Source organism: Micromonospora echinofusca (assembly GCF_900091445.1).
In the GTDB taxonomy this organism is placed as follows: Bacteria; Actinomycetota; Actinomycetes; order Mycobacteriales; family Micromonosporaceae; genus Micromonospora; species Micromonospora echinofusca.
The window spans coordinates 5999774-6014085 of sequence record NZ_LT607733.1 but is presented as its reverse complement, the minus strand read 5'-3'; the positions used below and the strand labels follow the sequence as shown (position 1 = coordinate 6014085).

The following is a 14312-nucleotide window of genomic DNA, read 5'->3' as shown; positions in this document are numbered from 1 at the left end:
GTGGGAACGATTCTGACGAACGCCCCGGCTGAGCCGGTGGGCACCGTCGCCTACGCGACGGCGGACGGGCTGCTGGGCAGCGTCTGGCTGCTGGTGGCGATCCCGCTGGTCAGCGCGGTGGTCCTGCTGCTGCTCGGCCGCCGGGCGGACCGCTGGGGGCACTGGCTCGGGGTGGCCGCCATCGGCGCCGCGTTCGTGCTGGGCCTGACCTACTTCCTCCAGCTCCGTGGGCTGGAGAACAAGTCGGTCGAGCTGAGCCTGTGGGACTTCATCACGGTCGGCGACCTGCGGGTGGACTTCGGTCTGCTCTTCGACCCGCTGGCCGCCGTCTTCGTGCTGCTGATCACCGGGGTGGGCTTCCTGATCCACCTCTACGCGGTCGAGTACATGTCGCACGACGCGGGGCGTAGGCGCTTCTTCGCCTACTTCAACCTGTTCGTCGCCGCCATGCTGCTGCTGGTGCTCGGCAACAACTACGTGATGCTCTACTTCGGCTGGGAGGGCGTCGGTCTGGCGTCGTACCTGCTGATTTCCTTCTGGTACGAGCGGCCCAGCGCCGCCACCGCCGGCAAGAAGGCGTTCCTGATGAACCGGGTCGGCGACGCCGGCCTGGCCATCGGCATCTTCATCATGTTCGCCACCCTCGGCACCACCCAGTACGACGAGGTCTTCAACGGGGTCGGCTCGCTGACCGCGACCACGGTGCTGGTGCTCGGCCTGCTGCTGCTGCTCGGCGCGACCGGCAAGTCCGGCCAGTTCCCGCTCCAGGCGTGGCTGCCGGACGCGATGGAGGGTCCGACCCCGGTGTCGGCGCTCATCCACGCCGCCACCATGGTCACCGCCGGCGTGTACCTGATCGCCCGGTCGAACCCGATCTTCTCGGCCAACTCCACGCTCCAGCTCGTCGTGGTGAGCGTCGGTGCGCTGACGCTGCTGATCGGCTGCGTCATCGGCGCGGCCAAGGACGACATCAAGCGGGTGCTGGCCTGGTCGACGGTGAGCCAGATCGGCTACATGTTCCTCGGCGTCGGCCTGGGTGGAGGCGCCTACGCGCTGGCGATCATCCACCTGCTGGCGCACGGCTTCTTCAAGGCCAACATGTTCCTCGGCGCCGGCTCGGTCATGCACGGCATGAAGGACCAGGTCGACATCCGCCGATTCGGCGGTCTCTCGAAGAACATGAAGATCACGTGGCTGACCTTCGCGGCCGGCTGGCTGGCGATCATCGGCATCCCGCCGCTCTCCGGCTACTTCTCGAAGGAGCCGATCATCGCGAGCGCCTTCGAGCGGGAGGGCTGGACTGCCTGGCTCTTCGGCGGCGCGGCGCTGCTCGGTGCCGGACTGACCGCCTTCTACATGACCCGGCTCTTCGTGCTCACCTTCCACGGGCCGAAGCGCTGGACGGAGGACATCGAGCACCCGCACGAGTCGCCGAAGCTGATGACGATCCCGCTCATCCTCCTGGCGATCGGGTCCGTGGTGGCCGGTGGGCTGATGGCCTGGAACGACGGAGTCGCCTCCTGGTTGACGCCCGTGCTCGGGGAGGAGCCCGGCGGCGAGGCGCACGGCGTCCTCTCCCACACGGTGATCACGATCCTGTCGATCCTGATCACCATCCTCGGCGCGGGTCTGGCCTGGTTCCTCTTCCGCAACGGCACGGCCACCGCGCCGCAGCCGGCCGGCGTGCTGGTCACCGCCGCCCGGAAGAATCTCTACACCGACGCGTTCAACGAGGCGGTCTTCGAGAAGCCGGGCATCTTCCTCACCCGGGCGCTGGTCTACCTGGACAACCGGGGCGTCGACGGGCTGGTCAACGGTCTGGCGGCGGGCATCGGGGGTTGCTCGGGCCGGCTCCGGCGGCTCCAGACGGGCTTCGTCCGGTCGTACGCCACCTCGATCCTGACCGGCGCGCTGCTGGTCCTGGCGGCGTTCCTGGCCGTCGAGGCGGGGTGGCTGACGTGATCGACCTCTTCCAGGCGGCCGTCACCGGCGGACCGCGCAGTGACGACGGAGGTAAGGCCGCATAATGTCCGACTTCCCGTTCCTCTCGGTGCTCACCGTGGCACCGCTGGTCGGCGCCCTGGTGGTGGCCTTCCTGCCGCGCAGCCGGCCGGAGCTGGCCAAGCAGGTGGCGCTCGGCTGGTCGCTGCTGGTGCTGGCGCTGTCGGTGGTCATGTGGGTGACCTTCAAGGTCGGCGGTGACCGCTTCCAGTTCCGCGAGTCCTACGCGTGGATCCCGAACTGGGGCGTCAACTTCACCTTCGCCGCCGACGGCATCGCGCTGGTGATGCTGATGCTCATCGCGGTGCTCGTACCGCTGGTGATCCTGGCGTCGTGGCACGACGCCGAGTCGTCCAAGCGGTCGGTGCCGGTCTACTTCGCCCTGCTGCTCGTCCTCGAGTGCACGATGATCGGCGTCTTCGCCGCCGCCGACGTCTTCCTGTTCTACGTGTTCTTCGAGGTCATGCTGGTGCCGATGTACTTCCTGATCGGCAGCTACGGCGGCCACCAGCGGCAGTACGCGGCGGTGAAGTTCTTCCTCTACTCGCTGGTCGGCGGCCTGTTCATGCTCGCCGCGGTGATCGGCCTCTGGGTCGTCGGCGGGAAGACGTTCGACTGGCAGGCGCTGTCCCAGGTGGACATCTCCACCGGCACGGAGCGCTGGCTGTTCCTCGGCTTCTTCCTCGCCTTCGCGATCAAGGCGCCGTTCTTCCCGTTCCACACCTGGCTGCCGGACGCCGGTGGCGCGGCCCCGGCGGGGGCGGCGGCGCTGCTCGTCGGCGTGCTCGACAAGGTCGGCACGTTCGGCATCCTGCGCTACTGCCTGCCGCTGTTCCCGGACGCGGCCAAGTGGTTCGCGCCGTGGGCGCTGGCGCTGGGCGTGATCGGCATCATCTACGCCGCGCTGCTGGCGGTCGGCCAGAACGACCTCAAGCGGCTCGTGTCGTACACCTCGATCGCGCACTTCGGCTTCATCGGGGTCGGCATCTTCGCCTTCACCACCCAGGCCGGCACCGGCGCGGTGCTCTACATGGTCAACCACGGCCTGGCCACGGGCCTGCTCTTCCTGGTGGTGGGCATGCTCATCGCCCGGCGGGGCTCGGCGCTGATCAGTGACTTCGGCGGCGCCGGCAAGCTGGTGCCGCTCCTGGCCGGGGTGCTCTTCTTCGCCGGCCTGGCGTCGCTCGCGCTGCCCGGCACCGCGCCGTTCGTCTCCGAGTTCCTGGTGCTGATCGGCACGTTCACGGTGAACAAGCCGGTCGCGGTGATCGCGACGCTCGGCATCATCCTGGCCGCCGCGTACGTGCTGTGGATGGTGCAGCGCACCACCCAGGGCACGCTCAACCCGGCGCTGACCCAGATCGACGGCATGAAGCGCGACCTGAACCTCCGCGAGAAGGTCGTGGTCGCCCCGCTGATCGCGCTGATCGTGCTGCTCGGCTTCTACCCGAAGCCGGTCACCGACGTGATCAACCCGGCCGTGCAGGCGACCATGCAGGACGTCGGCCGAACCGACCCAGCCCCGACCTCGGGCGGCACCGTCCAGGAGGCGGCCAAGTGAGCGCGAGGAGTGAGCTTGCGAGCCCCGCAGTCGCGATCGAAAGAGGCCGAGTGAGCGCGAGGAGTGAGCTTGCGAGCCCCGCAGTCGCGATCGAAAGAGGCCGAGTGAGCGCGAGGAGTGAACGAGCGGAGCGAGTGGGCCCCGCAGTCGCGAACGAAAGGTTTGCGCAGTGACTGAGCTCAAGTTGCCCTCGATCGACTACGCGGCGCTCGCGCCTACCCTGATCATGCTGGGCGCCGCGCTGCTGGGCGTGCTGGTCGAGGCGTTCGTGCCCCGCCGGCTCCGGCACGTGGTCCAGCTGACGCTGGCCCTGCTGGCGGTGCTCGCCGCGCTGACCATGGTGGTGCTCGCGGCCGACGAGCGGAAGATCACCATCGGCGGGGCGATCGCCGTGGACGGGCCGACGCTCTTCCTCCAGGGCGCGATCCTGGTCCTCGCCGCGATGGCGCTGCTGCTCATCGGCGAGCGCTCGGTGGAGCGGGGCGGGGCGTTCGTCGCCCACGCCGCGGTCACCGCCGAGTCGGCCGACGACCGGCGGCAGGCCGAGGGCAAGAACGGCCTCACCGAGGTCTACCCGCTGACCACGTTCGCGATCGGCGGCATGCTGATCTTCGTGGCGGCGAACGACCTGCTGACCATGTTCATCGCGCTCGAGGTCTTCTCGCTGCCGCTGTACCTGCTCTGCGCCCTGGCCCGCCGCCGGCGGCTGCTGAGCCAGGAGGCCGCGCTGAAGTACTTCATGCTCGGCGCGTACGCCTCGGCCTTCTTCCTGTTCGGCGTGGCCCTGATCTACGGCTTCACGGCGGGCACCCCGGGCCGGCAGGCCGGTGTCGACTTCGCCACCATCGACGCCGCCGTCACGGACTCGCCGGCCAGCCCGGTGCTGCTCTTCGCCGGCATGGCGCTGCTCGCCATCGGCCTGCTCTTCAAGGCCGCCGCCGCCCCCTTCCACGTCTGGACGCCGGACGTCTACCAGGGCGCGCCGACCCCGATCACCGGCTTCATGGCCGCCTGCACCAAGGTCGCCGCGTTCGGCGCGCTGCTGCGGGTGTTCCACGTCGCCTTCGACGGCGCCCGGTGGGACTTCACCCCGGTCCTCGGGGCGGTGGCGGTGCTGACCATGCTGGTCGGCGCGGTGCTGACGGTCACCCAGACCGACATCAAGCGGCTGCTGGCGTACTCCTCGATCGCCAACGCCGGCTACCTGCTGGTCGGCGTGCTGGCGCCGGGGGCCGACGGCATCTCCGGGACGATGTTCTACCTGGTGGCGTACGGCTTCTCGGTGCTCGCCGCGTTCGCCGTGGTGACCCTGGTGCGCGACGCCGACGGGGAGGCCACCCACCTGTCCCGCTGGGCAGGGCTGGGCCGGCGCTCGCCGTTCTACGCCGGCATCTTCACCTTCATCCTGCTGGCCTTCGCCGGCATCCCGCTGACCAGCGGCTTCACGAGCAAGTTCGCGGTCTTCGGCCCGGCGCTCGACGGCGGGCAGGCGTGGCTGGTGATCGCCGGCGTGCTGACCAGCATGGTGCTGGCGTTCCCGTACCTGCGGGTCGTGGTGATGATGTGGCTCTCCGAGCCCGGCGAGTCGACGCCGACCGTCGCCGTGCCCGGCGGGCTGACCTCGGCCGCGCTGATGATCGGCGTGCTCGCCACGCTGGTGCTCGGTGTGGCGCCCGCGCCGCTGCTCGACCTGGCCAGCGGCGCCGCCGAATTTGTCAGATGACCGACGCTGACGCCCGCGGGGGCCGGTACGCCACGGCGTGCCGGCCCCCGCGCCGTATCCCCCGTCCCGGGCAGGTCGGAGGGGTGTGGCATGGTTGATGGCGTGGTGAATCCGGCTGGCGAACGTTCAGGTGCCCCCGGGTCCGGCGGCCGTCGGACCAGGGTGAGCACGAGTCAGTTCGGCGCGCTCGGCCTCTATCTCGCCGACCCCCGCGTCGAGGCGTCCGTGCTGGGCCTGCTGGAGGGCGTCGAGACGGAGCTGCGCGCGAGCGTGGCCAGCGCCGACCCGTTCGTGACGGAGGCTGCCCGGCACCTCGTGGAGGCCGGCGGCAAGCGGTTCCGGCCGCTGCTGGTCGCGCTGGGCGCGCAGTTCGGCGACCCGACCAACGCGCAGGTCGTGCCGGCCGCCGTGGTGATGGAGCTCACCCACCTGGCGACGCTCTACCACGACGACGTGATGGACGAGGCCGACGTGCGCCGGGGGGCGCCGAGCGCCAACTCCCGGTGGACCAACTCGGTCGCCATCCTCGTTGGCGACTACCTCTTCGCCCGCGCCGCCGACATCGCCGCCGACCTGGGCATCGAGGCCGTACGCCTCCAGGCGCGCACCTTCGCCCGGCTGGTGCACGGCCAGATCGCCGAGACCGTCGGCCCCCGCCCCGGCGACGACCCGGTGGCCCACTACCTCGACGTGATCGCCGGCAAGACCGGCTCGCTGATCGCCACCTCGGCCCGCTTCGGCGGCATGTTCGGCGGCGCCGCCCCCGAGCACACCGAGGCGCTGGCCGGCTACGGCGAGACGATCGGCGTGGCCTTCCAGCTCTCCGACGACCTGCTCGACATCGCCTCCGAGTCGGTGGAGTCGGGCAAGACGCCCGGCACCGACCTGCGCGAGGGCGTGCCGACCCTGCCGGTGCTCTACGCGCTCGCCTCAGACGACGCCGACGCCGCGTCCGTGCGGCTGCGGGAGATCCTGGCGACGGGCCCGCTGACCGACGACGCCCTGCACGCCGAGGCGCTCGGCCTGCTGCGTGAGAGCCCGGCGCTGAAGCGGGCCCGGGAGACGGTCCGCAGCTACGCCGAGGAGGCCCGGGAGCAGCTCTCGCCGCTCCCGCAGGGCCCGGCCCGCCGCGCCCTCGAATCGCTCTGCGACTACATCGCCGACCGCACCAGCTGACGCGCCGGCCGAGCGGGCAGACCGGCGTCCGGGTGCGCGTGGTCGTGGGTAGTTCGGCCCGACGCGCCCGCTAGGGGCGGGCGAGCATCCGGCTGCCGGTGAGCATCAGCGCGGCGGCCAGCAGCATCGAGGCGGCGGCCACGAGCCACATCGTCGGGTAGCCGGCGTGCGCGGCCACGGCACCCAGGCCGAGCGGGCCGAGGCAGCCGCCCGCGTACACCCCGGTCTGGGTGACCGAGGTGGCGGCGGCCGGGGCCCGCGGGTGCAGCCGGACCACCGCGAAGGTCATCAGGCCCGGCCACGCCCAGCCCAGGCCGAAGCCGAGCAGCACGCCGGCCACCAGTGGCACGGGCCCGGCCACGGCCAGCAGGCCCAGCCCGGCCGCGCCGACCATGAGCATGCCGGCGATGAGGGCGACGTGCCCGGTGGCGCGGCGGTCCGCGAGCCAGCCGACGGTGACCCGGGCCGCGACGCAGACCGCGCTGCCCAGGGTGAGGGTCAGCCCGGCCAGCCCGGGGGACAGCCCCCGGCCGGCGGCGGAGTCGACGACGAAGGTGCCGAGCGCGTTCGCGGCGGCGGCGGCGAAGGTCCCGGCGGCCCCCACGACCACCAGGGCCGCGGTGGCGCGGCCGGCGCGGGCGGGGGCGGCCGTCCGCGCCGGGCGGGGCTCCCGCGCGGGTACGGTCGGCAGCGCGGCCAGGGCCGTGCCGGCAGCCGCCACGAACGCCCAGCGCCAGCCGGCCGTCAGCGCCACGGTCGGCACCGCCGCCCCGGCCAGCAGGGTGGCGACGGGGATGGCGGCCTGCTTCACCCCGAACGACAGGCCCTGCCGGCGGGGTGGCACGTGCCGGGCGAGGGTGGCGTTGCTGGCGAGCTGGCCGAGGGCGTTGGCGGTGCCGGCGAGCGCGAGCAGCCCGAGCAGGACGGCGTACGAGCGGGCCAGCCCCGCCACGGCCAGCAGGCAGGCGGCGGAGAGCAGGATGCCGGCACGGGCCACCACGGTCGGCCCGTACCGCTCGGCGAGGACGCCGGAGGGCACGGAGGCCAGCGCGCCGACGCCGAAGTAGACCGACACGGCCAGGCCCAGGCCGGCCGGGGAGAATCCGAGGTCCTCGCCCATCTGCACGGCGAGGCCGCCGAGTAGGAAGACCGGCAGGACACAGGCGATGGTGACGGCGACGGCCCCGGTCACCGCCCGGGCGGGGCGGGACGGCGCGAGGCCCGGGGGTGGCTGCAACGCGGTGTCGGTCATGGTCCGGCAAACCTACGCGAGCAGCGATTACGTCACGGAACGTGCCTGTCGGGGCACGTGCCGTTCACGACGATCTGGCATCCTCCACCCGAACAGGCATTTCGCACCGCGCCTGTTTTTCATATGGTGTAAGTCCCCGGCGGCGGAGGTGGTTGTGCGCGACCCCTTGGCGGAACCTTCGGACCTCATCCGGAGCGTGTCCCGCGCGCTACGAGTGCTCGAATCGGTCGGTCGCGCCCCGAAGGGGCTCACCGTCAAGCAGATCGCCCGGCGTTGCGAGCTGACCGTGGCGACCACCTATCACCTGGTCCGTACCCTCGCCTACGAGGGCTACGTGATCCGGCGCGAGGACGGCACGTACATCGTGGGTCTGGAGGTGGCCGACCGCTACCGCGAGCTGGTCACGGCGTTCCGGGGGCCGCCGTCGGTCGGGGAGAGCCTGCGCCGGGCCGCCGTGGACACCGGCTACAGCCACTACCTCGGCCGCTTCGTCGGCGGCCAGGTGGCGGTCACGGCCGTGGCCGAGGGCCCGCGCTCGCCGTACCTGGAGGACCTGGTGCCCGGCTTCGACGAGGGCGCGCACGCGACCGCCCTCGGCAAGGCCCTGCTCGCCACCCTGACCGCCGAGCAACGCTTCCGCTACCTGCGCGACTACGGCATGCGCCCGTTCACCTCCGCGACCCTGACGACCGCCGAGGCGTTCGAGGTCGACCTGGCCGCCGGGGACCGGCGGGGCATGCAGCTGGAGCTGGGGCAGTTCCGGCAGGGCGTGGCCTGCGCGGCGGTGCTGGTCAGCCCCGACAAGGACATGGAACGCCGGGTGGTGCTGGCCTGCGCGCTGCCGGCCGGCGAGATGATGACCTCCGCCCGAGTCGTGCGGGCGAAGCTGCTCACCGCCGCCCGGACGATCGCCGACAACCTGGTCGCCGACAGCTGAGCCCGCCCGCCCGCCCCCGGCCGGGCGGGCGGCCCCGGGGCACGCTTCCGTGTCCCGCTGCTGCCCCGGCGCCGGTCGGGTCGGGCCGCAACGACCGGGGGCCCTCTCCCCGGCTGGGAGAGGGCCCCGGTGGCGGTCCAGCGCCGGACCGCCCGAGGAGGGGTCAGCTGCCGATCGGGCCGCCGTCCAGGCGCCAGGCCACCACCACGCCCGGCTTGGCGAAGTCGCCGTCCGGCCAGTTCGAGGCCGGGTTCTCGACCGACGCCCCGATCAGCTCGCCCGGGTGCTGCACCGCCACGAAGACCGAGCGGTTGTCCCCGGTGATGAACGGGCCGCACGCCTCCGCGCCCACCGGCACGGTGAGGAACTGCTTCAGGTGACCCCGTTTCGGCCCCTCGACGGCCGTGGCGAAGAGGCCGTCGTTGCTGCCCAGCGCGTTGCCGTCCGTCGAGATCCAGAGGTTCCCGGTGGCGTCGAACGCCACGTTGTCCGGGCAGGAGATCGGGGAGACCTTCGTCTTGTCGTACCCGGCGAAGAAGGTCGACGGGTCCGCCGGGTCACCGGCGACGATGGGCAGCGACCAGGCGAAGGTCTCGCCCGCGTTGTCGCCACGGTCCTCGACCAGCTCCAGCACCTGGCCGTGCTTGTTGAGGTTGCGCGGGTTGGCCTCGTCGGCGGCCGGCTTGCCGGCCTTGCCCCGGTCGGTGTTGTTGGTCAGCGCCACGTACACCTTGCCGGTGAGCAGGCTCGGCTCGACGTCCTCCGGGCGGTCCATCTTGGTCGCCCCGACCTTGTCGCCGGCCAGCCGGGTGAAGGTGAGCACGTCGGCGGCCGTCATCCCGTCGACGTACGAGCGGTTGCCGCTGACCAGCCTGATCCACCGGCCCCGGCCGTTGAACGCGCCGTCGGACGGGAGCCGGCCGGAGCCGTCGATCTCGCCGGCGCTGGTCTCGTCGAGCTTGGCGACGTAGAGGGTGCCCGACTCCAGCAGGGTCAGGTTGTGCCGGCGGGCGACCCAGGAGTTGCCCTTCATGAACTTCTTGTCGGAGACGAACTTGTACAGGTAGTCGAAGCGCTCGTCGTCGCCCATGTACGCGACCACGTGCCCGCTCCTCGCCACGATGACGTTCGCGCCCTCGTGCTTGAACCGGCCCAGCGCGGTGTGCTTGCGCGGGCGGCTCTCCGGGTCGTACGGGTCGATCTCCACGATCCAGCCGTGCCGGTTGGCCTCGTTCGGGTGCTTCGCCAGGTCGAACCGCTCGTCGGCGCGCTCCCACTTGCGGCTGCCGCTCGGGTAACGGGTGGTGGTGGTGACGCCGTACCGGGCCAGCTTCGGCTTGACCTCCTCGGCCACCGCGTCGCCGCCGACGAAGTACTGGTTGAAGTTCTCCTCGCCGGAGAGCACGGTGCCCCACGGGGTCACCCCGCCGGCACAGTTGTTCAGCGTGCCGACGACCGTACGGCCCTTCGGGTCGGCGGCCGTCCGCAGGTGCGCCGAACCGGCGGCCGGCCCGGTCAGCTCGAACTTCGTGGCCAGCGCCGTGACCCGCCGGTTGTACGGCCGCCGGCCCTTGGTGACCGGCCGCCACTGCCCGGTGCCGTCGACCCGCTCCAGCTCCACCACGGACATGCCGTGCGCGGCCATGGCGATCCGGAGCTGCTCGACGCTCAGCGCGTCCTGGCCCGTGAAGCCGGGGAACATCAGGTCCTCGTTGGTGTACTCGTGGTTGACCACGAGCAGCGCGCGCCGACGTCCGTCCAGCGGCAGCACCCCGACGAAGTCGTTGTTGTAGCCGAACTGCCGGGCCTGGGCGGCGGCGGTCTGGGCGTGCAGGTCGAACTCGGGGGCGCCCGGCACGACCGGGTCACCCCAGCGCATGACGACCGCGTGGTCGTACCCGTTGGGCACGACGAGACTGTCCAGGGTGTTCGGCGGGACCGGCTTGAAGGTCAGCGCGCCGTTGCCGACGCCGCCGGCCGGGCGGGCGAAGCCGGCCGCCTCGGGGACCACGGGGGCGGCGGGGGTGGCAGCGGCGGGGGCGGCACCGGCCACCGCGCCGCCGAACCCGAGGACCAGCGCGCCGACCGCGCCGCCCCGGACCAGGCCGCGCCGGGAGACCTCCGCGTTCACCACGTCCCCGAAGTACGCGTTGTCGGAGGTGTTCGGCACCGGGTGGTCGCACGCGTTGCCACACCGGTAGAGACAGGTCATGGCGTCGCGGCTGCCGTGGCGGGTGGCGCCCAGCAACGGGAGCAGCCGGGGACGGTCGCTCATGGAAGGAGCCTCCTGATGGGGGTCGGTGCACGCCGGACCAGCCGCTGGCGTGCGTACCCGCCGGACGCTAGGAGGGCGCGGTGAGCGACCGTCGGCGGCGGCGTGAACCGGGCGTGAACACCTCGGCCGGGAATCCCACGGTGACCTGCGGCTGAACCGATCGGGGCGGCGGCACGTATTCCCGGGCGAACGCCACCGCCGGACTCGCGTCGACAGCGAGGAGACCGCCATCAGCGACGACGACGCCCAACTGCTCCGCGCGCTGCACGACGAGCACGCGGAGGCGCTGTACGCGCACGCCCTGCGGCTGGTCAACGGCGACCGGCAACGGGCCGAGGACCTGGTGCAGGAGACGCTGCTGCGGGCCTGGCGGCACCCGGAGTCGCTCGACCCGACGCGCGGCTCGGTCCGTTCCTGGCTCTTCACCACCGCCCGCAACCTGGCCATCGACGCCTGGCGGCGCCGCTCCGCCCGGGTCGGCGAGGTCTTCACCGACGAGCTGCCCGAGCCCGTCCAGGCCGTGGACGAGGCGGAACGCGCGGTGGAGGCGTGGACCGTCGCCGAGGCGCTGAACCGGCTCAGCCCCACCCACCGGGAGGTGCTGGTCGAGTGCTTCTACCAGGGGCGGTCGGTGGCGGAGGCGGCGTCCCGGCTGGGCGTACCGGCCGGCACGGTCAAGTCCCGGACCCACTACGCCCTGCGCTCACTACGGTTGGTCCTGGCCGAGATGGGGGTGACGGAATGACCCGGTGCGAGTTCGCGCACGACGACGGCGCGTACGTGCTGGGTGCGCTGGCTCCCGCCGAACGGGTGGCCTACGAGCGGCACCTCGCCGGCTGCGCCGCCTGCCGCCAGGCGGTCGCCGAGATCGCCGTCCTGCCCGGCCTGCTCGGCCGCCTCGACCCGGCCGGCCTGGAACAGTTCCTGCCGCCGCCGGAGAACCCCCGGGTGCCCGAACTGCTCGCCGCCGCGCGGGAGCGCCGCCGCCGCGACCGCTCGGCCACCCGCCGCCGGTACGCCCTCACCACGCTCGCGGCGGCCGTGGCGGCCCTGCTCGTCGGCGTCGGCACCGCCGTCCTGCTGCCCCGGGAGGCGACCGCCCCGACCCCGGTCGAGGTGCGGATGGTCGCCATGCAGCCGGTCGCCGGCACGGTGCCGGTGCACGCCGAGATCGCCCTCAACGGCACCGAGTGGGGCACGGAGGTGCGGATGCGCTGCGGGTACGACGCGAAGGCCGGCTACGCCAAGGCGTACGCCTTCCGGCTGGTGGCGCACGGCCCGGGCGGCGCGACGGAGCAGATCGGGTCCTGGCTCGCCGCGCCCGGCGACGACCTGCGGATCACCGGCGCCACCCGGTTCACCGACGCGGAGTTGGTGCGGCTGGAACTGCTGCGCGCCGACGGCACCCCCGTCCTCGCCTACGACGTCCGCTGACCGCGCCGCGCGTCGGTCAGCGGGTCGCGGCGACGGCCTCGGCCCGGCGGGCGGCGAGGGCCGCGGCGCGGGTACGGCGGGAGTGGCGCACGGCGTCGACGGTGAAGACGATGAGCGCGGCCCAGACCAGCGCGAAGCCGGCGAGGCGGGCCGGCGGCATCGGCTCGTGGAAGATCAGCACCCCGCAGCCGAGCTGGAGGATCGGGGCGAGGTACTGGATCATGCCGAGGCCGGTGAGCGGGAGCCGGTTCGCCGCCCCGGCGAAGAGCAGCAGCGGGATCGCGGTCGCCGCCCCGGCCGACACCAGCAGCAGGGTGTGCCCGACCGACACCTGCCCGAAGGTGCCGTCGCCGACGGCGGTGAGCCACCCCAGGTACGCCAGCGCGGGCAGCGCCAGCACCGCCGACTCGACGAAGAGCCCTTCGGCGGCCGGCAGCCCGAGCTGCTTCTTGGCCAGGCCGTACCCGGCGAAGCTGAACGCCAGGACCAGCGCCAGGTAGGGCAGCCGGCCGTAGTCGACGGTCAGCACGGCCACGGCCAGGCCGCCGATGCCGAGGGCCACCCACTGCGTGGGGCGCAGCCGCTCGCGCAGCACGGTGACGCCCAGCAGCACCACCACCAGCGGGTTGATGAAGTAGCCGAGGGCGGTCTCCACGACCCGGTCGGAGTTCACGCCGTAGATGTAGGTGCCCCAGTTCACCGCGATCAGCGCGGCGGCGACGCCGATGCCGGCCAGCGCCCGGGGCCGGCGCAGCAGCGCCCGCAGGAAACCGACGTTGCGCAGCGCACCCAGCAGCAGGGCGACGAACACCACCGACCAGACGATGCGGTGGGCCAGGATCTCGATCGACCCCGCCGGGCGCAGCAGCCGCAGGTAGAGCGGGAAGAACCCCCAGAGCAGGTACGCGATGAAGCCGTAGAGGTAGCCGAGGCGGAGTGGCGTCACGCGTCCACCGTAAGGGGCGACCGGCCGTCCGGATCCTTGCCGGTGACCCGGCTCACGGGCTGCTCCCGCTGGTCGAGCTGCATCCAGCGGTGCGGATCCGTCATCGGGGCGAACCCGACCTTCGCGTACACCGCGTGGGCGTCGGCGGTGGCCAGCAGGATCCGGCGTACGCCCAGGGCGGCGAGGTGGTCGCGGACCGCGCCGGCCAGCCACGTGCCCAGCCCCCGGCCGCGCTCACCGGGATCGACGTAGACGTCGCAGAGCCAGCCGAAGGTGGCCCCGTCGGTGACCACGCGGGCGACCGCGACCTGCCGGCCGTCACCGGGGCGGTAGACGCCGAACGGCACCGACCCGGCGAACGCCCGGGCCACCGTCTCCCGGTCCCGCCCGATCGCCCAGTACGCGTCCGTGGAGAGCCAGTGGTGCACGAGGCCCAGGTCGATTCGGTCCGGGTCGGTGCTGAGCAGGTAGCCGTCGGCGCGGGTCAGGGTGAACATGCCGCGACGCTAACCCGGCCACCCGCATCGGACAGCGGCCAATTCCCGCCCTCTGGTCGCGGCCCGCCCACCTGGTTCGCGGCCCGCCGCTGGTCGGCCCCGTCAGTCCCGGTCGAGGACGGCGCCGAGGATCCAGGTCACGATGCCGACGAACAGCGCGCCGAGCACCGCCTCCGGCCAGAAGCCGTCGACGTGGAAGGGCAGCCCGGCCTGGTCGGCGATCCAGCTCGTGAGCAGGAACAACAGCCCGTTGACCACCAGCGCGATCAGCCCGAGGGTCAGCAGGTAGAAGCCGCAGCCGACCGTCTTGATGATCGGCTGGAGCACCGCGTTGACCACGCCGAAGATCACCGCGACGAGGACCAGCGTGACGACCGTCTCGCTGGCGGACGCCGAATCCAGGGTGATGCCCGGGATGAGCAGCGTGGCCAGCCAGAAGGCCAGCGCCGTGCTGCCCAGCCGGATCAGCAGACCTTTGAGGAAACCCATGGCCGGGATCGTGCCACGGAC

At 72.5% G+C, this 14312-nt stretch carries 13 protein-coding genes; 7 read left to right on the top strand and 6 right to left on the bottom strand.

Going from position 1 to position 14312, the window contains the following annotated elements:
- From nuoL to GA0070610_RS25730, 4 genes are all read left to right on the top strand, one after another.
- A complete protein-coding gene (gene nuoL, locus GA0070610_RS25745) occupies positions 1–1962 on the top strand; it encodes an NADH-quinone oxidoreductase subunit L (protein WP_172896595.1) in 1962 nt (653 codons plus the stop codon).
- Between the two features lie 64 nt (positions 1963–2026).
- Positions 2027–3562, top strand: a complete 1536-nt coding sequence (locus tag GA0070610_RS25740) for an NADH-quinone oxidoreductase subunit M (RefSeq protein ID WP_089002423.1) — start codon at positions 2027–2029, stop codon at positions 3560–3562.
- Positions 3563–3731: 169 nt separating this feature from the next.
- Entirely contained in the window at positions 3732–5285 is a 1554-nt protein-coding gene (nuoN, locus tag GA0070610_RS25735) for an NADH-quinone oxidoreductase subunit NuoN (RefSeq protein ID WP_089002422.1), read from the top strand.
- A gap of 90 nt (positions 5286–5375) precedes the next feature.
- The gene (locus GA0070610_RS25730; RefSeq protein WP_089002421.1) at positions 5376–6461 is read left to right on the top strand and encodes a polyprenyl synthetase family protein; all 1086 of its coding nucleotides are present in this window, start codon (positions 5376–5378) and stop codon (positions 6459–6461) included.
- A gap of 70 nt (positions 6462–6531) precedes the next feature.
- On the opposite strand, the gene GA0070610_RS25725 is transcribed toward GA0070610_RS25730, so the two are convergent.
- Entirely contained in the window at positions 6532–7713 is a 1182-nt protein-coding gene (locus tag GA0070610_RS25725; protein ID WP_089002420.1) for an MFS transporter, read from the bottom strand.
- 154 nt (positions 7714–7867) lie between these two features.
- On the opposite strand from GA0070610_RS25725, the gene GA0070610_RS25720 reads away from it, so the two are divergent.
- Positions 7868–8650 carry an IclR family transcriptional regulator gene (locus GA0070610_RS25720; protein ID WP_089002419.1) on the top strand — a complete coding sequence of 261 codons (783 nt, stop codon included), beginning with the start codon at positions 7868–7870 and terminating at the stop codon, positions 8648–8650.
- A 163-nt stretch (positions 8651–8813) separates the two neighbouring features.
- Here GA0070610_RS25720 and GA0070610_RS25715 read toward each other — a convergent pair whose 3' ends face one another.
- Entirely contained in the window at positions 8814–10925 is a 2112-nt protein-coding gene (locus tag GA0070610_RS25715; RefSeq protein ID WP_089002418.1) for a PhoX family protein, read from the bottom strand.
- A 67-nt stretch (positions 10926–10992) separates the two neighbouring features.
- A complete protein-coding gene (locus GA0070610_RS30715) occupies positions 10993–11202 on the bottom strand; it encodes a hypothetical protein (protein ID WP_157747233.1) in 210 nt (69 codons plus the stop codon).
- On the opposite strand from GA0070610_RS30715, the gene GA0070610_RS25710 reads away from it, so the two are divergent.
- Complete coding sequence (locus GA0070610_RS25710) at positions 11176–11670, top strand: sigma-70 family RNA polymerase sigma factor (RefSeq protein ID WP_231926244.1); 495 nt, start codon at positions 11176–11178, stop codon at positions 11668–11670. The genes GA0070610_RS30715 and GA0070610_RS25710 overlap by 27 nt on opposite strands.
- Positions 11667–12359, top strand: coding sequence for an anti-sigma factor family protein (locus GA0070610_RS25705; RefSeq protein WP_089002416.1), 693 nt, complete (start codon positions 11667–11669; stop codon positions 12357–12359). The genes GA0070610_RS25710 and GA0070610_RS25705 overlap by 4 nt, the downstream gene beginning before the upstream one ends.
- Before the next feature lie 16 nt (positions 12360–12375).
- Here GA0070610_RS25705 and rarD read toward each other — a convergent pair whose 3' ends face one another.
- The 3 genes from rarD to GA0070610_RS25690 all read right to left on the bottom strand — a co-directional run bounded on the left by rarD (position 12376) and on the right by GA0070610_RS25690 (position 14291).
- Positions 12376–13305: an EamA family transporter RarD gene (rarD, locus tag GA0070610_RS25700; protein WP_089002415.1), complete on the bottom strand. Its 930-nt coding sequence runs from the start codon at positions 13303–13305 to the stop codon at positions 12376–12378.
- Complete coding sequence (locus GA0070610_RS25695) at positions 13302–13802, bottom strand: GNAT family N-acetyltransferase (protein WP_089002414.1); 501 nt, start codon at positions 13800–13802, stop codon at positions 13302–13304. The genes rarD and GA0070610_RS25695 overlap by 4 nt, the downstream gene beginning before the upstream one ends.
- Before the next feature lie 102 nt (positions 13803–13904).
- Entirely contained in the window at positions 13905–14291 is a 387-nt protein-coding gene (locus GA0070610_RS25690) for a phage holin family protein (RefSeq protein ID WP_089002413.1), read from the bottom strand.
- Positions 14292–14312: the final 21 nt, after the last annotated feature.